At 47.8% G+C, this 24,183-nt stretch carries 16 protein-coding genes; 15 read left to right on the plus strand and 1 reads right to left on the minus strand.

Going from position 1 to position 24,183, the window contains the following annotated elements:
* The first annotated feature begins 7 nt into the window (after positions 1-7).
* The 4 genes from FBQ74_RS06485 (at position 8) to FBQ74_RS06500 (ending at position 2,572) form a co-directional block, all read left to right on the plus strand.
* Positions 8-310: a YfcL family protein gene (locus FBQ74_RS06485; RefSeq protein ID WP_139755901.1), complete on the plus strand. Its 303-nt coding sequence runs from the start codon at positions 8-10 to the stop codon at positions 308-310.
* 163 nt (positions 311-473) lie between these two features.
* Positions 474-1,109: a FlgO family outer membrane protein gene (locus FBQ74_RS06490; RefSeq protein ID WP_168190619.1), complete on the plus strand. Its 636-nt coding sequence runs from the start codon at positions 474-476 to the stop codon at positions 1,107-1,109.
* Positions 1,110-1,114: 5 nt separating this feature from the next.
* On the plus strand, positions 1,115-1,861 hold the full coding sequence (locus tag FBQ74_RS06495; protein WP_139755902.1) for a FlgO family outer membrane protein: 747 nt from the start codon (positions 1,115-1,117) through the stop codon (positions 1,859-1,861).
* Positions 1,862-1,867: 6 nt separating this feature from the next.
* Positions 1,868-2,572 (plus strand): FlgO family outer membrane protein, encoded by a 705-nt coding sequence (locus FBQ74_RS06500; protein ID WP_139755903.1) that lies wholly within the window; start codon positions 1,868-1,870, stop codon positions 2,570-2,572.
* Here the strand turns inward: FBQ74_RS06500 and mnmC are convergent.
* Positions 2,569-4,593, minus strand: coding sequence for a bifunctional tRNA (5-methylaminomethyl-2-thiouridine)(34)-methyltransferase MnmD/FAD-dependent 5-carboxymethylaminomethyl-2-thiouridine(34) oxidoreductase MnmC (gene mnmC / locus FBQ74_RS06505; protein WP_139755904.1), 2,025 nt, complete (start codon positions 4,591-4,593; stop codon positions 2,569-2,571). The genes FBQ74_RS06500 and mnmC overlap by 4 nt on opposite strands.
* 196 nt (positions 4,594-4,789) lie before the next feature.
* On the opposite strand from mnmC, the gene fabB reads away from it, so the two are divergent.
* The 11 genes from fabB to purF all read left to right on the plus strand — a co-directional run bounded on the left by fabB (position 4,790) and on the right by purF (position 24,108).
* Complete coding sequence (gene fabB / locus FBQ74_RS06510) at positions 4,790-6,001, plus strand: beta-ketoacyl-ACP synthase I (RefSeq protein WP_139755905.1); 1,212 nt, start codon at positions 4,790-4,792, stop codon at positions 5,999-6,001.
* A 100-nt stretch (positions 6,002-6,101) separates the two neighbouring features.
* Positions 6,102-7,250: a 4-phosphoerythronate dehydrogenase gene (locus tag FBQ74_RS06515; RefSeq protein ID WP_139755906.1), complete on the plus strand. Its 1,149-nt coding sequence runs from the start codon at positions 6,102-6,104 to the stop codon at positions 7,248-7,250.
* 53 nt (positions 7,251-7,303) lie between these two features.
* The gene (locus FBQ74_RS06520) at positions 7,304-8,320 is read left to right on the plus strand and encodes an aspartate-semialdehyde dehydrogenase (protein ID WP_139755907.1); all 1,017 of its coding nucleotides are present in this window, start codon (positions 7,304-7,306) and stop codon (positions 8,318-8,320) included.
* A 329-nt stretch (positions 8,321-8,649) separates the two neighbouring features.
* Positions 8,650-12,393, plus strand: a complete 3,744-nt coding sequence (locus FBQ74_RS06525) for a FimV/HubP family polar landmark protein (protein ID WP_139755908.1) — start codon at positions 8,650-8,652, stop codon at positions 12,391-12,393.
* 99 nt (positions 12,394-12,492) lie between these two features.
* A complete protein-coding gene (locus tag FBQ74_RS06530) occupies positions 12,493-18,102 on the plus strand; it encodes an outer membrane protein assembly factor BamB family protein (protein ID WP_139755909.1) in 5,610 nt (1,869 codons plus the stop codon).
* A gap of 140 nt (positions 18,103-18,242) precedes the next feature.
* Entirely contained in the window at positions 18,243-19,028 is a 786-nt protein-coding gene (gene truA, locus FBQ74_RS06535) for a tRNA pseudouridine(38-40) synthase TruA (RefSeq protein ID WP_139757889.1), read from the plus strand.
* Between the two features lie 165 nt (positions 19,029-19,193).
* Positions 19,194-20,039, plus strand: coding sequence for an acetyl-CoA carboxylase, carboxyltransferase subunit beta (gene accD / locus FBQ74_RS06540; RefSeq protein WP_139755910.1), 846 nt, complete (start codon positions 19,194-19,196; stop codon positions 20,037-20,039).
* Between the two features lie 3 nt (positions 20,040-20,042).
* Positions 20,043-21,314, plus strand: coding sequence for a bifunctional tetrahydrofolate synthase/dihydrofolate synthase (folC, locus tag FBQ74_RS06545; RefSeq protein WP_139755911.1), 1,272 nt, complete (start codon positions 20,043-20,045; stop codon positions 21,312-21,314).
* A gap of 28 nt (positions 21,315-21,342) precedes the next feature.
* Positions 21,343-21,933 (plus strand): SPOR domain-containing protein, encoded by a 591-nt coding sequence (locus tag FBQ74_RS06550; protein ID WP_139755912.1) that lies wholly within the window; start codon positions 21,343-21,345, stop codon positions 21,931-21,933.
* Between the two features lie 154 nt (positions 21,934-22,087).
* A complete protein-coding gene (locus FBQ74_RS06555; RefSeq protein WP_139757890.1) occupies positions 22,088-22,576 on the plus strand; it encodes a CvpA family protein in 489 nt (162 codons plus the stop codon).
* Between the two features lie 14 nt (positions 22,577-22,590).
* Positions 22,591-24,108 carry an amidophosphoribosyltransferase gene (purF, locus tag FBQ74_RS06560; protein ID WP_139755913.1) on the plus strand — a complete coding sequence of 506 codons (1,518 nt, stop codon included), beginning with the start codon at positions 22,591-22,593 and terminating at the stop codon, positions 24,106-24,108.
* Positions 24,109-24,183: the final 75 nt, after the last annotated feature.

The raw sequence follows: 24,183 nt of genomic DNA on the forward strand, positions 1-24,183 counted from the left end.
GAACGTTATGCAGCCCAGTCCTTTGGCTGACCAGTCATTTATCGATGCTGTCATGCACATTGAAAATCAACTGGACAATGTGGTCGATCACGGTAGTGATGATGAGTTATTCATTGCCAGTTATCTGCAGGGGCATTTCGCTGTTATTTCCCGTCCCCTTGAGATGGAGCAAAACGCGACAATTGATTTGTTGGATGCCACCGTAAAAGAGAGTCTTCAGCAGGCTTTTGACAATAATGAATTGGAGGCTGACGACCAGAAAAAAGTCACGGCTCTCTGGCAGCAGCTAGTCAACGGTGCCCGCCGGTAACGGCATGTTTCTTCCTTTTCTGGCATAGTATTGCCGCCTTACAGCGCTGATTTGGATGGCGGCCTGCGCAAATCAGGTGAATTATCAAGGTGTCGTGAGTGGTACGATTTTTGCCAATTTCACTTTGTTTATTGATAAATTGCAGGATTTTTGACGCAGGCCTATGAAACTACTTATTACACGCAGCGTTTTTTGGGTGCTTGTTGTGGCAGGAATGACTGCCTGTGCAGCGGGCCCGGCCGAGCCAGACAAAGAGTCACACGTCACCGCTCAAACACCCTCAGCGCAGCCGGTTGGCCAGTCGCTGGGCAATATTGAATATCAGACCTACCTGCTGGCCAATGAACTGTTCGCCAGCCTTAAACCTGCTCAACACCTGCGCTACGCGGTAGCCGGTTTTGTACCCGTGACTTCTTTGCAATATGACAGCCAGAGCCAGTCACCTTTAATGTTACTGGGGCACCAGTTAGAGCAGGGCCTGATGACCGAGGCCACGAAGCGCGGATTTACAACTCAAGAGTTTAAGCTTTCGAACGATATAGTAATAGGGCAGCATAGTGATCGTGTGTTATCTCGCAATATCGAGAATCTGTCTGCACCTGAAAGAATCGATTTTTATATTACCGGAACACTGGTTCATCAACAGGGTGGCGCAGTCGTGAATGCGCGCGTCATTGAAGCCAGAACCAAAGATGTGGTTGCCGCAGCGACCCGTTTTTTTCCTTCGGGGTTGTTCTGGGACGAAGAGCAGGTTACTACCCGTCAGGGGCGTTTGTACCGCATGCAGGATAAGGGGTAAAGAGGATGAAGTTGCAACATTACGCGCTCGGTGCATTGTCACTGGTGCTCACGGCCTGTACTACCACGGAAGAGCCGGACGAGACAGCCAGCCAAACGCCTGATGAAAGTGGTTCGATGCAAATCATTGATGTACAGGATGCCGATCGCCGCAGCGCGCCTTTGCCGGCCGATTATAACGGCGATGAAACTGACAGTTTTGGTGCTGTTGGTCAGCCCCGGATATATTCCAGTGTGCAGGGGGCTTATAAAGGCCGGCCTCTTACCCGCCATGTCGGAGACTATGTCAAAAACCTGACGCAGGATTTGATTTCCAATATGGAGTACGTTACCGCCAAAACCCCTGTAGCCGTCACCAATTTTGCTTTGCTTGACTCTGATCTTCAGAAAACCAACTTATTAGGGCAGCAAATGGCAGAATCGTTTGTACATGAGCTGCACAAGTTCAGGATTCCTGTTCTTGATTACAAAGCTACCGACTATATCCGGGTAACCAAACAGGGCGATTTTTTGTTATCCCGCGATTATCTGGACCTTAACTCCAGTCTGCCGATTGAGTATGTGTTAACTGGCACCATGGCTAAACATCAGGGCGGTGTGATGGTTAATGCGCGGATACTGGGAATTGAGTCGCGGGCAGTTGTCGCCAGCGCGCAAATGCTGATCCCCTTCTATGTGGTTGATGCACTTATTCCCAGTGATGGTGCAGAAAAGCCAGGAACGCGGGACGGCGTTAAGCTGACACAAGGGTAAGCAACAATGGATAGAGCTTCTCGTCTTGCCGGTTTGGTGCTGATAGCAATGTTAGCCGGTTGTAGTGCAATCGATGAACAGTATCATGCTATGCGAGCCGCTACCTGGGATACCTCAAAAAGTGAGCCGGTAATAATTCCTCATGAAGATACCGGTCTTGTCTATAGACCGGACTCGCGTGATTTGAAAGCTCGCCCGCAATCACAGGAGCAAACCCGCTACCAGGACCCGCTGTATGTGGGCTTTTATGCTGATTTAACGCACAAATCACTGAATGATTACGCCGGGCAACTTGCGATGGAACTGATGGATTCTGCCAGTACAATTCGTCCTCGCGAAAAAGTGGGCGTGGCAAGTTTCGTCAGGCTCAATCATACCTTGCACGACACCACGGTACTGGGCAATCAACTGGCTGAATATATGCTCGGGCAGCTGCAAAGTTATGGTCTGGCGGTTGTTGATTTTAAGTTATCTGATGACTTATATGTAACAGAGCGCGGCGACCTGGTGATGCATCGTGGATTTCAGAAAATTGCTGCCCAGTCAAAAATGGACCACGTGCTTACCGGCACCATGATAGAAACCAAACGGGGCGTACGTATAAACGCACGCATCGTGAGTGTGGAAGAGCAGTCACTGGTGGCCAGTGCCAGCGTGGATGTGCCGGCATTTATGGTGACCAGTCTTAACTCAGTTGAAGCGGGTAACTAATCCTGCGAGCGATTCCGGATAGTATTTCTGATAATAAATCGCTGCGGACTGGTGGCCTGTAGTAAAGATTCCGCCAGTGGAAGAGGCTGGTGGCAAAGCTGGCTGGCCAGCACATCTGCCATCAGTGGGGCAGTGGTCAACCCGCGTGAGCCTAAACCTGTTAACAGATGAATATGGCTTGTTTTTGGCGCCGGCATCGCACTTAGCTGCTTTCCTTTTGCAAGTTCCTGCCAAACAGGTTGCTGGTCAAGCGTAGTCGGCAGACTGCCGCAGGCAACCTGATGATCCGGTAATCCAAGGCGGGTAGCTGCGCGCGCAACACCGTCTGTCTGAATCTCTTCCACCCAGCTTTGATTGCTTAGCGCTTTCTTATGCGTATCAATATTCTGCTGCGTCTCACTGGCCCTCACCTCAGTGGTCATATCTTCTTTAACATACGTCGACCCCATTGCCTGACGTCCCAGCATCTGTGGCGTCAAATACCCTTTATGACACAGAACGGTTTGCAGATTACTCAGCGTTGCCGATGAAGCAGGCATTGCTTCAACCTGGCCACGGACTGGCCTTAAGGGCAGTAAATCGTTTAACAGTGTGTTGATACTGTCGGCGCCTGTCGCCAGCACAACATGGTCGTAAGTCAGGGTTTTTTGCTGCTTGTCGATATGTAGCGTTGCCGCATCGTTCGAGTCAATATGAGAGACTACATGGTCGGTAAGCACTTCCAAAAGCCCGGTTTCCTTTGCTTGTTCAACCATTGAGGCAACCAACTCAGGCGGGCTTATCCAACCGCCTTCGCTGATAAACAGCCCACCACACTGCAGGGGTATCCCTGCGATTTCACTGGCTTGCTCAGCGTCAACATTACGCACCAGAGCGCCAGGCCAGTATTGGTTGTCTGTCAGTTTCTGATGCCGCACGGCTACCTCATCGGTAAAGTCCATTTGAAGCACACCACACCACTGGCAGGGGTAGGGGGCCTGATGCGACAACCGTTGATACGCCCGCTTTGCATACAAAAAGCTATGTGCCTGAATCTGGCTGGCAGGACTGGGCTGCGAGTGAAGCTGTGGGTAAAAGCCGCCCTGGGGATTACCTGAGGCACCATCAGCCAGCGTCGCGTTCTGTGTTAACAAGGTTACTTTGATGCCTCGATTAACCAGTGCCAATGCGCAGGCTGCGCCGGCTAGCCCGCCTCCCACGACTGCGACGTGATGTTGTGGTGTAAGCGGCTCGCACAGATAGCGTAAGTAGGGCCAGTCCCGGGGAAAGCGTGACTTGTCCTGCTGCTTACAGCCGGCATAGTGCCCGGCAAGCATATCGCGCTTGCGGCCAAAGCCCTTAACCTTCTGAATTTCAAATCCGGCTTCCTGCAGGCCCCGCTTCACAAACCCTGCAGCAGTAAATGTGGCGAGTGTAGTTGAAACTTTCGACAACCTTGCCATTTGGCTGAATAGCGCATCTGTCCACATATCCGGGTTTTTGCTTGGCGCAAAACCATCCAGAAACCAGGCGTCAACCAGTCCTGATTCTGGCGCATGCCATTGTGGTAAAGAGGCATGGATATCGCCCATCCAAATATCCAGTGTCGTTGAAAAGCTGTCCAGCTGTAGTCGGTGGCAACCTGCCAGCGCGCAAGGGTATTGAGAAAGTAACGCTTCTGCAGGTTGAGAGACCTGTTTGAAATGGGAAAGCGCGACCTGCAAATCTGCCTTTTGCAGCGGGAACTTTTCTGTGCTGATTAAATAAAGACGCTTTAACGGATGATGCGGATTATTCTGGCGAAATGTTGCAAAAGCCTGCATGGCCACAAGGCAGTTAAGGCCTGTGCCAAATCCGGTTTCTGCAATAACAAAATGAGACAGTTTGTGCGTTTCCCAGCGCGCCGGCAACTGGTTCGCTGCCATAAAAACATGCATCGTTTCGTCAATGCCGCTGTCGTTGGAAAAATAAACGTCGTCGAAGTCATCGGCTACAGGTGTGCCCTGTTCATTAAAGTGTACTTTTGCGTGATCAGTTTTCACCGGGATTTCCTGCTTTTGATGTGTTTCGACTGCATGATCATAGCGCGCATGATACAGTGAATATAGTGCTTAGCGCACTTACTGACGATTTGATGGTCAATGATCGATAATTCGTCGTTCATCAGGGCTGGAAAGAGCAGACCACTTAGTGTCACAAAATCGTTACCATATGCCCCATCAAAAGAAAGGGTAAATTATGAAAAGAGCAGTTATTACCGGGCTTGGTATTGTTTCAAGTATCGGTACCAACAAAGATGACGTGCTGGCTTCTTTGAAAGCGGGCAAGTCAGGAATTTCGTTTTCTGAACAATTCGCCGAAATGGGCCTGAGAAGTCAGGTGTGGGGCGCAATTGATATTGATTTAAAAGAGCATATTGACCGTAAGGCAATGCGCTTTATGGGGGATGCCGCCGCGTATGCATACGTCGCTATGCAACAGGCAATTGCCGATTCGGGCCTGGAAGAAAAAGATATTTCTAATGAGCGTACGGGTATTATAGCCGGCTCCGGCGGTGCCTCATCAGAAAATCAGGTTTTATCGGCCGACATTTTGCGCGAAAAGGGCGTAAAGCGGGTAGGTCCCTACATGGTGCCACGTTGCATGGCATCAACGGTTTCTGCCTGTCTGGCAACGCCGTTCAAAATTAAAGGCGTAAACTATTCGATTGCCTCTGCCTGTGCGACCAGTGCGCACTGTATTGGTAACGCGCTTGAGCTTATCCAGTTAGGTAAACAGGATGTGGTTTTCGCCGGTGGTGGTGAGGAACTGCACTGGTCACTGTCCAGTCAGTTTGATGCGATGGGCGCATTATCTACTAAATACAATGATAACCCTGCTGTGGCATCACGTACCTATGATGCCGGGCGTGATGGCTTCGTCAGCTCTGGCGGTGGCGGTATGGTGGTCGTAGAAGAGCTGGAACATGCTCTGGCCCGCGGTGCTACTATTTATGGTGAGGTCGTTGGCTATGGTGCAACGTCAGATGGCTTCGACATGGTAGCTCCGTCCGGCGAAGGTGCTATTCGCTGTATGCAGATGGCGATGCAGAATGTCAGTGGCAAAATCGATTACCTGAATACCCACGGTACCTCAACGCCCGTTGGTGATGTTAAGGAACTGGCTGCAATTAAAGAAGTCTTTGCAAATCAGCAGGTGCCGATCAGTGCGACTAAATCACTGACCGGACATGCGCTGGGTGCAGCAGGTGTTAACGAGGCGATATACAGCCTGCTAATGATGCAGAATGATTTTATCGCACCATCGATTAATATTGATGAGCTGGATGAACAGGCAGAAGGACTGGATATTGTTACCCAGGCCCGTGAAGCAGAACTGAATACGATTATGTCAAACAGTTTTGGTTTCGGTGGTACCAATGCCACGCTGGTAATGCAGCGCTACAAGTAGCTGCCTGAAAGCTTTTAAGATTCAAAAACAGCGCTTTATGCGCTGTTTTTTTGTTTTTGTTTCTCCTATCATTTGCTGGTAATCAAACAGGCAAAACGCTATGAAAATTCTTTACGAAGACACTATCCCGCGCGGCTATGATTATTTCTCTTCGCTGGGAGAGGCCGTTTCTTACAATGCTGCTACCGTTACCTCTGATGATGTTGCTTCGTGCGACTATCTGGCAGTGCGTTCCACCACCCCGGTGAATGAAGAATTGCTGAGCAATGCAGAAAATCTACATTGTGTGGCAACCGCAACGGCAGGCTCCAATCATATTGATAAGCACTATCTGGAAGAGCGAGACATAGCGTGGCGTGATGCGGGTGGGTGCAATGCAGTTGCAGTGGCAGAGTATGTGTTAAGTGTGCTGCTGATTGCCCATCGTGACAAAAAGCTGGACTTGAGCCGAATTCGGGTGGGTATTGTGGGCGCTGGTCACGTCGGCACAAGCCTGGCCAACCTGCTGGGGGCGCTTGATATTGCCTACGTACTGAATGATCCGCCCCGGCAGGAAGCCGGAGATCGCAGGCACTTTGTTGATTTTAGCGAGATATTGTCTTGTGATGTTATCTCTTTGCATGTTCCGTTTGTCAAAGAGGGTGTCCATAAGACCCATCATCTGATTGATGCGGCTGTGCTTAAGTCGCTGGGCGCTGGTAACTTACTAATCAACGCCTGTCGCGGTGAGGTGATTAACGAAGAGGCGCTTTTACAACGGTTTGACAATGAGTCCGCACCTACCGTAGTGCTGGATGTATTTGATAATGAACCCAATATAAATACCGGTTTGCTCCGACATCTTTGGTTGGCAACCGGTCATATAGCCGGTCATTCAATCGAAGGCAAGTTGCGGGGTACGCAACTGGTGTACGAGCACTTTTGTGAGCTGGCGAAAAAGCCTGTAAAATTAGACATGGATGACTTTTTGGCAGCCCCGCAGCCCATTTCGTTTATGCCTCGTGATCCGTCAATGGAAGCACTGAACTGGGATGAAATCTCATCGCTGCTCTTGTCGATTTACGATGTAACAATTGATGATAAGGACTTTCGTAATGCTATGCAGGCTGGTGAGTCCTTTTCCGCGTACCGAAAGCAGTACCGGGTCCGGCGAGAGTTTAACGCTTTTACGATTGCGCTGAGCGGTGTTGTGTCTGAAGGCATTCTGCGTCAGCTTACTGGTTTAGGCTTTACCATAGAAACGTTATAATAATCTGTTTCGCAGCTCTATAATCTTTTCAATTAGCAGGGGTATTAATTTTTATGTCACAAGCCTTTGATGTTGCAGTTCTGGGCGCCACAGGTCTGGTCGGTCAGATGATGATCGAGATGCTTGAAGCGCGTAAATTTCCGGTCAACAAACTTTATCCGCTGGCCAGTGAACGTTCTGCTGGTGGTACGGTTAACTTCAAAGGCGAGGATATTGAAGTTATTAACGCAGATGGTTTTGATTTCAGCCAGGTACAGCTTGGCTTTTTCTCTGCCGGTGGTGCCGTGTCCGCTACTTATGCGCCTATCGCTGCAGAAGCAGGATGTATTGTCATCGATAATACTTCGCAATTTCGCTACGAACCTGACATTCCGCTGGTGGTGCCAGAAGTCAACCCCCACGCGTTAGCAGACTTCAGAACGCGTAATATCATCGCTAACCCGAATTGCTCTACCATACAAATGCTGGTGGCGCTCAAACCTATTCACGACGAGGCGGGCATTGAGCGTATTAATGTGGCGACGTATCAATCGGTTTCCGGAGCCGGTAAAAATGCGATGGAAGAGCTGGCCCGGCAAACCGCGGGTTTGCTCAATGCCAAAGAGATAACACCCGAGGCTTTCAGCCGCCAGATTGCTTTTAACGCCATCCCGCAAATTGATGAGTTTATGGATAACGACTACACCAAAGAAGAGATGAAGATGGTGTGGGAAACCCAGAAAATAATGGGTGACGCGAGTATCATGGTGAACGCAACGGCGGTGCGCGTACCAGTTTTCTACGGTCATGGTGAGGCGATCCATCTGGAAACCAGAATGCCGCTTGAGGCTGATTATGTGAAGCAGTTACTGGAAAATGCAGCAGGGGTTAAAGTGTATGATTCACCTGCAAGCTTCCCAACCCAGGTTTCCAGTGCAAGCGGTAATGATTTAGTGCATGTCGGCAGGATCAGAAATGATATCAGCCATCCCAATGGCCTTAATATGTGGGTGGTATCAGATAATGTGCGCAAAGGTGCGGCAACTAATAGCGTGCAGATTGCTGAAGTTCTGATTCGCGATTACCTGTAAAGTACCTGTAAACTTTATAAAATATTTGCCGATAAGGGTGAAAGCTGCTCTGTTATTCAGATGAAAGTAACGAGCGGCTAGATTGACGTTTCGCAGTGGTTTATAGTTTGTAGAAACAACAACACGATATATATTAATCTATCGATGTTGGGCAGCCATTGCTCAGGAGGGATACCAGCGGAGTCTGGTATCCGGATAATAAAAACAGAACTGAATAGCCAGCTTTCGTTGCTGGTATCACAATGCCGTCGCTCGCTGTAAGATAGTACCTGCCGCGAGCACCGCTTTTCGTGTTGTGAGCATGACATTTGAAGGCTTATAGGAACGCTATGAAATTGCATTTTATGGGTTTGGTTGTATTGCTGTTACTTAGCACATTCCCAGCAGCAAATGTGGATGCTCAGCAAAGACAAACTCAACTGCGTGGACCGAAGGATGCAACAGATCAATATTCTGGCGCAACATACGGCCCTATTGATGAGCAAGATACATTATGGCGGATAGCCAGCCGGTACCGTCAGAACGAACAGCTTTCTGTGTATCAGGTCATGCAGGCCATTTACGAGCTTAACCCCAACGATTTCGAACAAAACAATTTTAACCTGTTAGTTGATGGTGCAACGCTTAGACTGCCCTCCGAGCGCTTTATAGCACGAATAGACAAAGCACAGGCAAAGCAGTTTGCAGATCAAAACGATAAAGCATTCGCGCAAATTCAAAGTAATCCTGCCACCGGTAATAATATTAAGCCTGCGGTGCCCCTGGTTAATAAAGACGAACTGTCAGATACCCGTTCTCAGATAGAAGAAAAAATTAGTGCTCTGGATGCCCAGCAGGTTGAAAAGTTCGAGGCACTCAGAGACCAGTTTGCGCTTTCTCTGGATAGTGTGCAGTCTTTGCTGAACGAGAACAAAAAACTCTATGACCGGGTAGAACAAGTCAATACCGACCTGATGAATCTGAGAGAACAGGTAGAGGGTGACGTTCAGGCTCAGATGGATGAGCAGTTAGCTCTGCAAAAAGAGCTTCTTGACATAGTGAGACAGGAGCGCGCTCAGCGTGAGGCCGAGCAGAGCAGCGGCATTGCTTCTACGCTCACACAACCTGCCAGCCTGATTATCGGATCCGGAATAATCACGTTGCTACTTGCCGGCGCACTGGCCGCATGGCTGTTAAAACGACGTTCTGATGAACCTGCAACAGCGGCATCGAATACTGAAAGCAGCCCTGTACAGGCTGCCCCGGAGCCTGATACCGAAATTGACGATTTGTCGACCAGCCTGACCAGCGAGCTGGCGCAGGATGATGCTGAGCTCTCTGACGATGAACTGTTCAACGATGAGGAGTTGCTCGACGACGTTTTATCCTCCGAGCTGGAAGATGCCCTGGATGATGAGCTGGAGAACTTCTCAGATCTTGATGATGATATGCTGGTACCCGACAGTGAGGACGATGCATTTGAGTCTGGTGACACAGAGCTGGATCAGGATGAACTCGACAATCTTTTTGATGAAGAAGATTTGTCTGCAGAAATGCTTGAGGAAAATTTCGACGGCATTGATCTTGCCGACGATGAAACCAGCGATGTGATAGATACCGCTGACGAACAGGACGAAGATATTCCCGCAGAGCCTGTTTCTCAGGACGCGTTTGCTGAGCCGGTAACCGAGGACGATTTCACCGCTACGGTTGAAGATTCCGCCACCGATCCGGAACCTGTTACTGATGAGCCGGCACTGGCAGAAGAAGCGCCTCTCGCACCATTACCCGGGGCCGTCGATGATACTGATGATAAACCTGAAATAAGTATTGATGACCTGCTTGAAGAAGAGCAGGAGAGTGTCGAAGACAAGTTGGATGTCAACAATGGCAATGTCGACGAATCGATGCTCAATAAGCTCGACAAAGAAATCAATGAGCAAAACGAAGAGCTGGATCGCCTTGCCGACGATATCCTCAATGAAATTGACCAGCTTGAGCAAATGGGTGGGTTGCCTGATGTTGAGGATGACGACGACGATGAATTTGCTGACACTGGCTCTACGCCATCGCCACAAGGAATTCAGAGCCTCGATGACCTCGCTGAAGGTCTTGATGACGTCAGTCTGGACGAGATAGAAACAGATGAAATTAGTACTGAGGTTTTTGATGACGACATCATCGAAAAGCTGCAGAACGAAGAAGAGACAAGTGCGACCAGTTTTGATGATCCGCTGAGCGACGAACTTCTTGCAGAATTGTCTGCTGAGCAGGGTGAAGAAGAGCAGCAACTTAACGATCTTTCCGATGAGCTGCTGGCTGAGCTTGAAAGTGGCATGGAGACGGAGGCTGAAACCAGCCCGGTACCAGCAGGTGAAGAAGAGCCTGTTGATGAAGACAGCGCTGTTCCGGAAGATGCGCTAACTGAAGAGCTACTTGCGGAACTTGAGTCTGAAATCGAAGATGAAAACGACGCTGAAGCCAGTCTAGCTGAATCAAAAGAGCAGGAGCCTTCGGCGCTATCAGACAGTGAATCAGAAAGCGATTTAGAAACTGACGAAGATGCGCCGCATGGGCTGGTCGAAGATGAGCCTGTAGATGATACCGAATCCACGCTAATCGATGCTGAAACAGAAGAGCAGGAGCCTTCGGCGCTATCAGACAGTGAATCAGAAAGCGATTTAGAAACTGACGAAGATGCGCCGCATGGGCTGGTCGAAGATGAGCCTGTAGATGATACCGAATCCACGCTAATCGATGCTGAACCAGAAGAGCAGACGCAGCCGGCACTATCAGACAGTGATTCAGAAAGCGATTTAGAAACTGACGAAGAATCGCCGCAAGCGCAGTTCGATAATGAGCCTGAAGATGATACCGAAGCCACGCTAACCGACGCCAAATCAGAAGAGCAGGCGCAGTCGGCGTTATCAGATAGTGATTCAAAAAGCGATTTAGAAGCTGATGAAGCAAAGCCGCACGGGCTGGTCGAAGATGAGCCTGAAGATGATACCGAAGCCACGCTAACCAACGCCGAATCAGAAGAGCAGGCGCATCCGGCGGTATCAGATAATGATTCAGAAAGCGATCTAGAAGCTGATGAAGCAAAGCCGCACGGGCTGGTCGAAGATGAGCCTGAAGATGATGCCGAAGCCACGCTAACCGACGTCGAATCAGACGAGCAGGCGCAGTCGGCGCTATCTGACAGTGATTCAGAAAGCGATGTTGATACAGCATCAGATCTTCAGTCTGATGACGTATTGGATAGCGATATTCAGCCTGAGTCAGACGAGCTGAATGAGTCGCACGCTACGGTTGCCAATAGTGATGACGCGGATCCACTGGACGATGCGCTCGCCGAATTTGATAAAACCTTTATTGATGATATCCCCAGCTTTTCCGATAGTGCATCTTCACTGGATTCGACGAATAATGAATCCAAAGATGATTTCGATGACAGTGTTCTGAGCGTCGATTATGAAGATGATGTTGAAGAATTTGCGCTGGAACAGGAAGTTGATGGCATCGTTCCTGAGTCTGGTGCAAAGGAGATCAATGAACTTGAAGATGTACCAGGGCTGGATGAATGGCTCACAGAAACGGATAAAAGTGACAAAACGATTTTTGATGATCTGGAGTCTTCAGAGTTTGACGATCTGCTCGAGGAAATGGATGAGGCTGCGCCAACTAAAGCAGCACCGGCAGATGACGAATTAAAACTTGATAACCCGGATCTGGATTTAGCAGCACTGCTGAATGAGCCAGGTAACGACTCGCAAACAACGGAGCGTAGTCGTGAAGATGAGTTCCTCGACGTAGATACACTACTTGATGAGTCTATGCAGGATGATAGTCAGTTTGAGGAAATGCCACTTGAGCTTGATGTAAGCCTCTCTGACTACAGTGGTGTGAGTGAAGATGTAGATGTGATCGATATTGATAAAGATGCCGGCCAAAGCGCTAATCTCGACCTGGCCAGGGTGTATATGGAAATGGACGATCTGGTAGCAGCGAAAGAGCTGTTGAGTGAAGTGGTAGAAAAGGGCAGCGATGAACAACAGGAAGAAGCGCAGGCGCTGCTGAGCAGTCTTTCTTGAATCCGTAATTACAATCGACAAATCTTTTTGTTCATTTTTTTATCAGTGAAGGTTATTATATGCGTCATTAAGCATTGATGTTGTTCAAAAGGATTTGTCATGATGCGCTGTATCAGCCGTGCGTTAATATTTTCAACGTGTCTCTTTCTTACTGCCTGTGGCGGTGGCTCCGATAGTGCTGAGCCTACACCACAAGAGCCGCCCAAAACTATACCAGATACGCCAGAAGAACCTGAAAAAATTGAAATTTCAGGTAGTGTTGTTAAGGGGCCGGTTGCCAATGCAACCGTAAACCTCTACATCATCGAACGGGACAAGCCAGAGTTAAAAGGTGCATTACTGGTATCTACGGAAACGTCTGCAGACGGCAGCTTTTCTGGTCTTTCGGTTGACGGTGAAGATGATGCTTATTTGTTAGAAATGGTTGTTAAGGAAAACAGTGTTGACCTTAACACCGGATCTGCACCTATTTTCCCTTCTATGTTATCGCTCGTAACAAAAGACGATTTGAACGATCTCGATAACGTTAATATATCCCCATTAACACATATCGTTTCACTGGCTGTTATTGAAAGAAATCCAGCCCCCGTAAACGTTCAGAGCGCCAGAAACAACTTCATGAGCGTGTTACACAATAAGCTGGGATTAGGTGCTCCTGATACCTTCGATATCTTTTCCTCGCCGCTGGTTGGCGATGAGCGAATAGCAGACCCGGAAGTGCTGCTAGCGCATCGCACCTATAACGAAGCTATTGCTGCTCTTTTCCACTACGCTGCCGAAGGTTTAGATACAGATGTTGCAACTATAGCTTCAATGATAGCCAAAGACATCCTTGATGGTGAGCTTGACGGAAAGCTCAACGATACCGAACTCTCATCGCAGCTAATCGAAGTACTCGACAATGCCCCTGTCGCCTTTTTACCTATTCCGGGTACTGATCAGGATGGCAATCCGGAAACAGACGATCCCTTTACGGTTGAGCTTACACTAGAGCTTATGCTCAACGAGCAGGAAAAGCTTGGAATTGAAGTGGATAGTGGATTTTCTCGTTCAAATTTAAACGTTTACGTACCTCGTCCTTTTGGTAGTGACTTTGACGGAGATGGTATCCCTGATGACACTGACCTCGATTGGAATGGTGACGGTATAGAGGATATCGATGACGATGGTCCTTTTGATACAGATGGCGACGGGATAGAAGATAGCGAGGATGCTTTCCCATCAGATGCCGGATGCTTTCTGGAACAGGATGGTAAAGGGTCTGATTGCTGGGTTTCAATCCTTGGGCGCATGGATAGCGTTGAAACTGTTACGCTTGAAGACCAGCGTGTTGCGCATTTTGCGCGATCAGAATCGGGAAGCATCGTTCACGTTGTCGTGCAGCACGCAGAAAATGGCAATATCGAAAAAGTACTAACAGGTGTCAGTCTGGAAAAGGCAGTTGTTACCACGCAGACGTATGATATTTACGGGATTAATGCAGACAATCTACTAATTCATTTCGACCCGGATGGCGCACAGGTACTCAAGTCTTTCGAGCACGTACCTTTCACTTTACTGGCATTGCCAGAAAGTATCTTTGTTACTACGTATGAGTCGGGCCAGCTGATAAATAAAGACGGTGTTGGTGAGGCAAACAGTGATTTGAGTTATCTGCAAGTTAGCAGTCATGCTATTGATAGAGAACATCGTTTAGCCTACCTGGTCAACGAAGGTGGCACCATTTTCAAAGTCAGTTACAACGAAGATGCTTTAACGGCGGAAATCCTGACATATAGCGATATTGTCAGTGGAGTATCGACAATTCTGCTCAGTCCCGATGGTACGCAGTTCATGTTAGATGATGGGACTATTTATTCGACCGAAACATTTGCGCACGTCACGTCTCTACATCTTTCTGCAAAGGATGGCGTATGGTTAGAGGACGGTACAATCATCCTGATAACAAGTACAGAAGACGGTGACAGGCTGCTTCGGTTTAATAATGAGTTGTCCCTGATACAGGAAAGTACTGTTCCTGATTATCAGAGCATCTTTGCTATAGAAAATGATGTTTATATAACAAACCTGGCTAATAGCCAGTTGCTCACTCAATCACTGACTCTCACACTCGATTCAGACGGCGATGGCGTCAATGATGCGCAAGACGCTTTCCCTACTAATGCCAGGGCGTCTGTAGATTCGGATGGTGATGGTTTTCCCGATACTATAAATACTGAACTTAATGGTAATGATACGCTCATCGTTGATGCGTTTCCCATGGACAGTGCATGCTGGGAGTCATCCCATGGTGTGAACGGAAAGTGTGATATAGCGGGCAGAATTCAGTCTTTCTTTCCTGCAAAAACCTTTACCGATAATGCATCGCGACTGTATCTGCTGGATAACGACAATGCATTGCTTCATCGCTGGGATATAGAACAAGAAGCGTTCTTAAATCCTGTCATTTTAGATAAGCGTTCTTATGTACAAACTGCCTTCTTTGTTGAAAGCAAAAATGCTATTTACATTGGATATGGGAACGGTCTCATACAGCAAGTTGATGTTGGGCAACCCATACCAATACCCTCAGCGTTTGGTTCGCTAAGCGGTTATTTAAATAACCTGCATTTAGTTGGCGATTTTTTGATGGCAATGGGTGATGATCATGGTGGATCTTATTATACCACCCTTGACCTTGACGCAAATGTGCGCGACCGCATATCTGCAAGCTATTATTACACTGATGGAATTTTTAACCCGGCAGATACAAATTTCTATTTTTACAGCGATTATGGTTCGATAAGCGCTATTGAGGTAGATCAGTTCAATGGACTGCTATTGAATGAACGTCTTATCGATGATAGTGCGACGAATAATCTTCAACAGCTCGTATTACTATCGCAAAATCAATTGTTAGCCAGCAACGGCTACCTTTTCTACACCGACTCTTACGCAGTCGACGAAACCGGCTTACCCTCATTTTCACACATGGTATTCAGTGAGAACGCGCTTATTGCGGTAGCCAACAATACACCGACGCTGGTGAACCTTTACGATGGTGAGACGCTAAAACAAGTCGGGTCGGTTACTACTCCTGGTACTATCGTTGGGTTAGAACAGTCTGGTGACAATATTGTTGCAGTTAGCTATGACTACCAACAATTCTTCTTTGAAGTCATCTCACTGGCTGATGGGGATGGTGATGGCATCCCCCAGTGGTGGGAGTCTCAAAATGGTTACAGCGATACAATCGCTGAAGATGCTGGGGAAGATGCGGATAATGATGGCCTGTCTACCTATCTGGAGTTTGTAAACGCCACTAATCCTGCACAAAGTGACACCGATTCTGATGGTGTGTCAGACGGGCAGGAAGTGGAAATCGGTTCATCTCCAATTCTCAGCGATACAGACGGCGACGGATTAAACGATGGCGCCGAAGTCGAAAATGGCACATCGTTACTTGAGGTAGATACTGATTCTGACGGCCTGAATGATTACGAAGAGGTCGTGACTTTTTCATCTAACCCGTTATTGAGTGATTCAGACAACGATGGTATGCCCGATGCCTATGAAGCGTTGAACGGCTTGGCCATCAATGCTGACGATAGCATGAGTGATACTGATGCGGATGGATTGGCAAATATTGCTGAGTATGAGCAGGGTACTGATGTGAATCTGCCTGATACTGACTTTGATAATCTGTCTGATGGAGATGAGATTAATAGCTATAGTACAAACCCTCTTTTGCAGGATACTGATGGTGACAGAATTCTGGATGGGGATGAGGTTGGTTTAGGCTTGTCTCCAACGCTTGCTGGTGATGCTAAAACAGATGATGATAATGATAGCTTTAGCAATGTGCAGGAGTACTTCGCAGGCACCGATATTTTTGATATTGCCGACGTGCCTGTGGCAACCGAATTATCTGATGGTTCGGATGAATCATCTAAACGCTTCAACCCTATAGCTGTCAGCAATGATGTAACAAACCTGGCAAATGGTCGCTGGTCTGTCGTGGATGTGATTGGTGAAAAAATAGTAGCTGACACAACAAGGCTATTCACACTGACAAACAATCTTCAGGTTGTCGCTATCGATTTAGTCACCGGGACCACGCTATGGACTGCTGCGGTTGATGCAGAAGAGTACACGACCAAAAATCTTTACTTACTGGGTGATACACTTGTTGTTCATTCAGAAACTAAACTTCACTTCTATTCTGCCGGTAGCGGTGAACTATTAAATGAGAAGTTACTAGGCGGTTACAATGTAAGGGCTACACAGTCAGACGATAATCAGCTGATAACAGTCACTGATGAATCAGTGAGAGCATACAGCGCGCAAAACGCTATCCAGTGGGAGCGAAATTTTGACTCTCAGGTATACGATTTTGTTGTCAGTGGTAGTCGTCTAGTCGTGCAACTTTACGACGATAAACTAGTCACCGTGGACTTATCGGATGGCAGCATCCTAAAAGAGCGTGATACATCAGGTACGGACTTGCGCTTTGCCGGAATCCTGCAGTCAGGTTCATATCCTTCTCATATCTTAAAATATGTTGATGAGCAGCTCTACCGAATTAATATCGAGACCCTGGAAATCACTGCTCAAAAAGTAGTGGGTTACTGGGATTGGTTCGTTTCTGTCGAAGGGCTCATCTATGTCTTTAGCTCCTATGGCGATATAGATGTTATCCGCGAGACAGATAGTAATTTGGCTGCAGAAACACTGCTGGAAAATGTTTTTGTCAGTTCAATAGATAATTTTGTGCTGGCTAAAGATAAGTTACTTTTATCCGACAACGGTTTTACCAAAGTTTTTGATCGCACCACGGGGTCGCTGGAGGGGGAAATCGACGTTAGCGGTAGCCTGGCGCTGTTACCTACGGATCTACTGTTGATTACAAAAGATGGGTTTACCCGAGCAATTGAAATTGGTCGGGACAGCGATGGTGACTCGGCCAATGACTGGTGGGAAAACTATTACGGTTTAGACCCTGAGGACACTGCGGATGGTGAACTCGATTCTGACAACGATGGCTTGGTAAATGCCGAAGAGTTTATCAATCGCACAAATCCTACGTTAAGTGATACGGATAGCGACGGTCTTAGCGATTTTAATGAGATAAAGGTCACAGGAACATCCCCGCTGGAATCTGACACAGATAGCGATGGGTTGAACGATGGTGCTGAATTAAATACTTATTCTACAGATCCGCTGATGGTAGACACTGATGGGGACGCGTTTACCGATTTTGTTGAAGTCGGGAACAGCTCTGACCCACTAGATTCTGGCTCTACGCCAGCTGGTATTGCCCCTACCTATTTCTCTTTCGAGTCAGAAAGTTTATCTGGTTTTATCGAAACAGGCGACTTGATAGAGCAATGGGAAGTGTCAGGTAGTGATGCGATAGATGGCAATTTCAGCCTGAAATCAGCAGAGTCTTTGAGCGATAGTGAAACTGCCACTATTGATAAAGTAGTTAATTTAAGTGCCGGTTCGGTGCAGTTCGAATTTAAAATCGACAGCGAATCAGGTTTCGACTATTTCGAGTTCCTGATAAATGGCTCATCACGGTATGTTGCTTCCGGCAATCAGTCCGGAACAGTCAAATTTTCAATCGAGGCAGGAACAACGTTGCTTACCTGGCGATATGTAAAAGACAACTCGGTGAGTGATGGTGCCGATGCCGTCTGGATAGACAATATTCATTTTATTGAACAGTAAGTCTAAAAAAGCTTCGCTTGCGAAGCTTTTTTTTCGTCTATCTTTAGCCCGAGGCTATTTATCGAGCGTAACTGAATTGCATCCCAAAGCGCCTGTGATTACACTTACGCGTTTTAGACACAACAGGGTATGAGGGTGTGATGAACCGGTACGCATTGGGTATCGAATACGATGGTGCAGCGCACTATGGTTGGCAGCGACAATTGAATGTTCCTAGCGTTCAGGCGTACCTGGAAACAGCCTTGAGTAAAGTTGCTGATGAAAAGATTCAGGTCCAGTGTGCGGGCCGAACCGATGCGGGTGTGCATGCAACGGGGCAGGTGGTACATTTTACCAGTAGTGTAACCCGCCCGGAGCGAGCATGGACGATGGGCGTTAATGCTAATTTGCCTGACTCGGTAGCGGTCAACTGGTCAACAGAAGTTGATGAAGAGTTTCATGCCCGCTTTTCAGCCACACATCGTCGCTATCGTTATATTATCTATAATGCGGTAAATAGGCCGGCGATTTTGGGTAAAGGCGTTACTCACGTTTACAAGCCTCTTGATGAAAGCCGGATGCATGAAGGGGCGCAGGCATTAGTTGGTGAACATGACTTTAGTGCCTTCCGCGCAGCCCATTGCCAGTCGAACAGTCCATTCAGAAATGTAACGCACGTATCGGTCAGTCGTACGGGGCGCTACGTCATTATTGATATCCGGGCAAACGCGTTTGTTCATCATATGGTTAGAAATATTGCTGGCTCGCTGATTGAAATCGGTGCCAGTGAACAGCCTGTGAACTGGATGGCGTCCTTACTTGACGGCAAAGACCGTACGCTGGCCGCTGCGACCGCCAAACCACATGGTTTATATCTTGTAGATGTAACCTATCCGGAACGCTTTGCACTACCAGAGCGTTCTTTAGGCCCATTATTCCTTACCTGATGATGAGTAGTTTTTGCATACATGGTATAACTTCTTAGACCAGTTTTATTTTTTCGATTTTTCTGTATTGTGATGTAATAGCGGGCTAATCATAACAGTACGCAGCAAACTCAATAGAACAAAGAACAATTGCTGTGTTCACTAAGCGTAAAAGGATTCTCCACGATGAGCTGGATTCAAAAAATTCTTCCCAGAACACAAACGTCGACAAAGGGGAATGTTCCCGAAGGTATCTGGACAAAATGTAGCTCTTGTCAGGCTGTATTGTATAAAAACGAGCTTGAGAAGCTGCTGGAAGTTTGTCCCAAGTGCGATAACCATATGCGTATCAGCGCCCGACGTCGCCTGGACAGTTTTCTGGACAAAAACGACCGTAAAGAACTCGGCGCGAACTTCGAGCCTCAGGATATTCTTAAGTTTAAAGATTCTAAGCGCTACAAAGATCGCATCTCTGCAGCACAGAAAAGTACCAGCGAGAAAGATGCACTGATTGCGATGCAGGGCAAACTGAAAGGTATGCCTGTTGCGGCAGTAAGCTTCGAATTCGCTTTCATGGGTGGGTCGATGGCTTCTGTCGTCGGTGCACGATTTGTGGCGGCAGTGAATGCCTGCATTGAGCACAATATGCCACTGGTGTGCTTTTCAGCAAGTGGCGGTGCGCGTATGCAGGAAGCACTGATGTCACTCATGCAAATGGCTAAGACTTCTGCAGCGCTGGCTAAAATGCGCGAGAAAGGGTTGCCGTATATTTCTGTACTGACCGATCCGACAATGGGTGGTGTGTCAGCCAGCCTTGCAATGCTCGGGGATATTAACGTTGCTGAGCCACGCGCGTTAATCGGTTTTGCTGGGCCTCGGGTTATCGAGCAAACGGTTCGTGAAACGCTGCCTGAAGGTTTCCAGCGTAGCGAATTTCTGCTGGATAAAGGCGCCATTGATATGATCGTTGATCGACGCGAAATGCGGGATAAAATTCATGGCTTGCTGTTAAAACTGCACCGCCCTGACTAAGCGATGAAGACATCAACTTCGGCTGCGCCAAAAAACAGAACCCTGGCGGAATGGTTGTCTTATCTTGAGTCCGTACATCCCAGTGTTATTGAGCTGGGATTAAACCGCATAAAACTGGTGGCTGAAAGGCTGGACTTAAACTTTAGAGATAAAACGGTAATTACTGTTGCCGGCACTAACGGAAAAGGCACAACGTGTCGTTTTTTGGAGCAGGCTTGTTTACGCCAGGGCAAAACAACCGGGGTTTACAGTTCACCCCATTTACTTGATTACCGTGAACGTGTACGCATCAACAATGAAAATGCACCAGGCCAGCAATTTTGTGATGCGTTTGCCACTATTGAAGCAGCCAGAGAGGATATTTCTTTAACTTACTTTGAGTTTGGTACCCTCGCTGCGCTGATGCTGATGAAGCAAGCTGATGTTGATGTGCTTATTCTTGAAGTGGGTTTAGGGGGGCGTCTTGACGCCACCAATATTATTGATGCCGATCTTGCCGTAATAACTACTATTGATCTTGACCATCAGGACTGGTTAGGCGACACCCGCGATGCTATCGGCAGAGAAAAAGCGGGTATAATGCGTCCTTGCGGTAAAGCAGTAATCGGTGAGCCTGCACCTCCTGAAAGCTTGAATGACGTTGTTGAAAGCCTTGATGTAAAGGCGCTTTGGGCAGGACAGAATTTTCTCATCGAACAGAATAGTGAGACCTGGAGCTGGGTGTGTGGTGAATATCGTATTGATGAGTTACCAATACCTCGTATTCCGACACAAAATGTAGCCACAGCACTGGCTGCGTTACAAGTGCTTGATATGCTGCCTGCACCCTCTATGATCAGGGAGTTGTCCTCTCAGGTAAGCCTGCCGGGACGACTTGAAACCATTGCGCTATTACCACGGGTGGTGGTGGACGTCGGGCACAATCCACAGGCAATGGCCGCACTACGAAGCTGGATTGAATCACAACAATATAAAAATCTGCATTTTGTGACCGGCATGCTTAAAGACAAGTCAATTAAAGCCACTCTGGCTGAATTGTCCGGCCTATCTGCACGGTGGTTTTTAGGTACCACTAACGGACCGCGGGGTGCCGTATCGCGTCTGTTGCAGGAAAATCTTGCTAAATCGGAACAAAATCAGTCAAACTGTTACAATAGCGTTGGTGAGGCATACGCCCAGGCAATCAATGACGCAGATGATAAAGATTTAATCGTTGTTTTCGGTTCTTTCCTTACCGTTGCAGATGTCATGCAAGCGACCTTGCCCCCAGCATAGATACGATAGGTAGTAACAGGAGTATTCAGTGAGTTCGGCCCTTCAAAACCGACTGGTAGGTACTGTCATCGTGGTGGCTTTGGCGGTCATTTTTTTACCTGATTTTCTCAATGGTAAGCAGGAAACGGTCAAAGCTGATTTTGCCAGCGCGCCGGCAACACCGGCTAAAAAACCTATTGTCGAGCCTGACAACTTTCCTTCCGAACGTGTCGCCCGCGCGGCGCAGCGCCCCATCGAAATTGTAGATGAGCAAGCGATCGATGAACCTGTTGCAGAGGGGGAGCAAAATGATCTTGAGGCTGCCGACAGTGTCGCTGCAAGTAATGACCTTGCCAGTCAAACAGTGGTTAATGCGCCGGCAGATACCGCTGAAGATGCTGGTTGGGTCATTCAGTTGGGAAGTTTTCGGCACAAGAAGAATGTTCAGCAGTTACTTAAGAAGTTGGAGAAAGCCGGCTATCGCGCGTTCAGCCGAAGCATAAAAACAAACTCAGGTGCGCTGACCAAAGTGTTTGTCGGTCCGGATTTGAATAAGAAAAAGCTTGATAATGCCTTACCTCACCTTAAAGAACTGACCGGGCTTAAAGGTAAAGTGACTGAGTTCAGGGTAAATTCATAGCCCCGGCCTGTTGTGCATATTTTATAAACAATTTTCTTGGCAGTGACCGCTTTTCAGATTGGTAATACCCCTTGCTTCTGGTAGAATGCGCGCCATCTTGACGCTGAGACGACTGCCGTGCTCGTTTTCATAAGGTATGGGCTAATTTAACGTGTTGAACTGGGTCGATTTTTCTATAATTGGTATCATTGCGATATCAACCCTGATTAGCCTCGTCCGGGGTTTTGTCAAAGAAGCCATCTCTTTAGTTGTCTGGTTTGGTGCATTGTTTATAGCCAGCCAGTTTTTCGCTGATTTAGCCGTTTATTTCACCAGTATAAACGATCCTGTGCTTAGAAATGGCGCAGCAATTGCGGTGTTATTTATCATGGCCCTGATTGTAGGCGGTCTCATAAATCATACCGTCGGGCAGGCAGTTCATGCATCCGGCCTGTCGGGTGCTGATCGTATCCTCGGCGCTGTTTTTGGTGCATTGCGCGGCGTTTTGATTGTCAGTGCGCTATTATTTTTCATGGATACCTTCACGGCTGCGGCAACCGCAACGTGGTGGCAGCAATCTGTGCTGATCCCGGAATTCGGGGTCATCATCGAGTGGTTTTTTGCATTTGTAAAAGGCAGCTCCAGTTTTTTAACTCCCGCTTAAGATAGGTAAAACAGATGTGTGGTATTGTCGGAATAGTAGGTAAAACGCAGGTAGCGCAGTCACTTTACGACGGATTAACCGTACTGCAGCACCGGGGCCAGGACGCCGCAGGTATCATCACCATTGATCACAACCGGTTTAACTTACGCAAAGCCAACGGGTTGGTCAGAGATGTGTTTCATACACGTCATATGAAGCGTTTGTCAGGTACAATGGGAATCGGGCATGTTCGCTATCCGACTGCGGGCACCTCAAGTTCAGCAGAAGCACAGCCTTTTTATGTGAACTCTCCTTTCGGTATTGCTTTTGCACACAATGGCAATCTGACAAATTCCCATGATTTACAGGAAGAAGTGTTTCGTATCGCTCGTCGGCATATCAATACGTCTTCAGACTCAGAACTGCTGCTCAATATCTTTGCGCATGAGTTGCAACAGTGTACTGAGCTGACAGTCAGCGCTGAGGAAATTTTCAAAGTAGTCACCCGTGTTCACAAAAAGATTCGCGGTGCATATGCGGTTGTAGCTGCAATCATTGGTCAGGGTGTTGTCGCGTTTCGTGACCCGCATGGTATTCGTCCGTTAGCATTGGGTAAGCGTATCACCGAAATGGGCGAGGAATACATGGTTGCATCTGAAAGTGTTGCCCTTGATGCGGTTGGCTTTACGTTTATTCGTGATGTTGCGCCAGGCGAGGCGGTATTTATCAGTGAACATGGCGAGCTACATACTCAGCAATGCGCTGAGCATCCGTCAACGTCGCCGTGTGTTTTTGAATATGTTTATTTTGCACGTCCTGATTCATTTATTGATGGGGTTTCGGTTTACGCATCCAGAGTAAACATGGGCCGTAAGCTGGGCGAGAAAATTGCCCGCGAATGGGCTGATAAAGATATTGATGTGGTTATTCCAATTCCCGAAACATCAATGGATGTTGCACTGCAGATTGCCAACACTCTGCAACTGCCTTATCGCCAGGGGTTCGTTAAGAACCGTTATATTGGTCGCACCTTCATCATGCCGGGCCAGACGATGCGTAAGCAATCGGTTCGCAGAAAGCTCAATGCGATATCTTCTGAGTTTCGTGGAAAAAACGTATTGCTGGTAGATGATTCTATCGTACGGGGCACAACGTCCGGCCAAATTATTGAAATGGCACGGGAGTCAGGAGCGAACAAAGTTTACTTTGCCTCAGCCGCGCCGGAGATACGCTTCCCGAATGTTTATGGCATTGATATGCCGTCAGCTAACGAGTTGATTGCCTATGGCAGAGAAATCGAGCAAATTGCCGATTTAATTCAGGCAGACGGACTGATTTTTCAGGACATAAAAGATTTGGTAGAAGCTGTGCGTGAAGAGAACCCTGAAATTCAGCGGTTTGAAACCTCGGTATTTGACGGTAGCTATATTACCGCTGACATTGACCAGGAATATCTTGAGCGCATAGACCTGGCCCGAGGCGAATCGAGCCAGGCGCCGGTGGTACAAGCCGAACTATCTAATCTTGAAATGCATAATATGGATAACGACTGATAGTTCGTTAACATAATAAATTGTAAGCCGCGCCCAGCGCGGCTTTTTTAATCGCTCACTTTCGTTCAGTGACAA

This window comes from Salinimonas iocasae (assembly GCF_006228385.1).
GTDB lineage: Bacteria > Pseudomonadota > Gammaproteobacteria > Enterobacterales > Alteromonadaceae > Alteromonas > Alteromonas iocasae.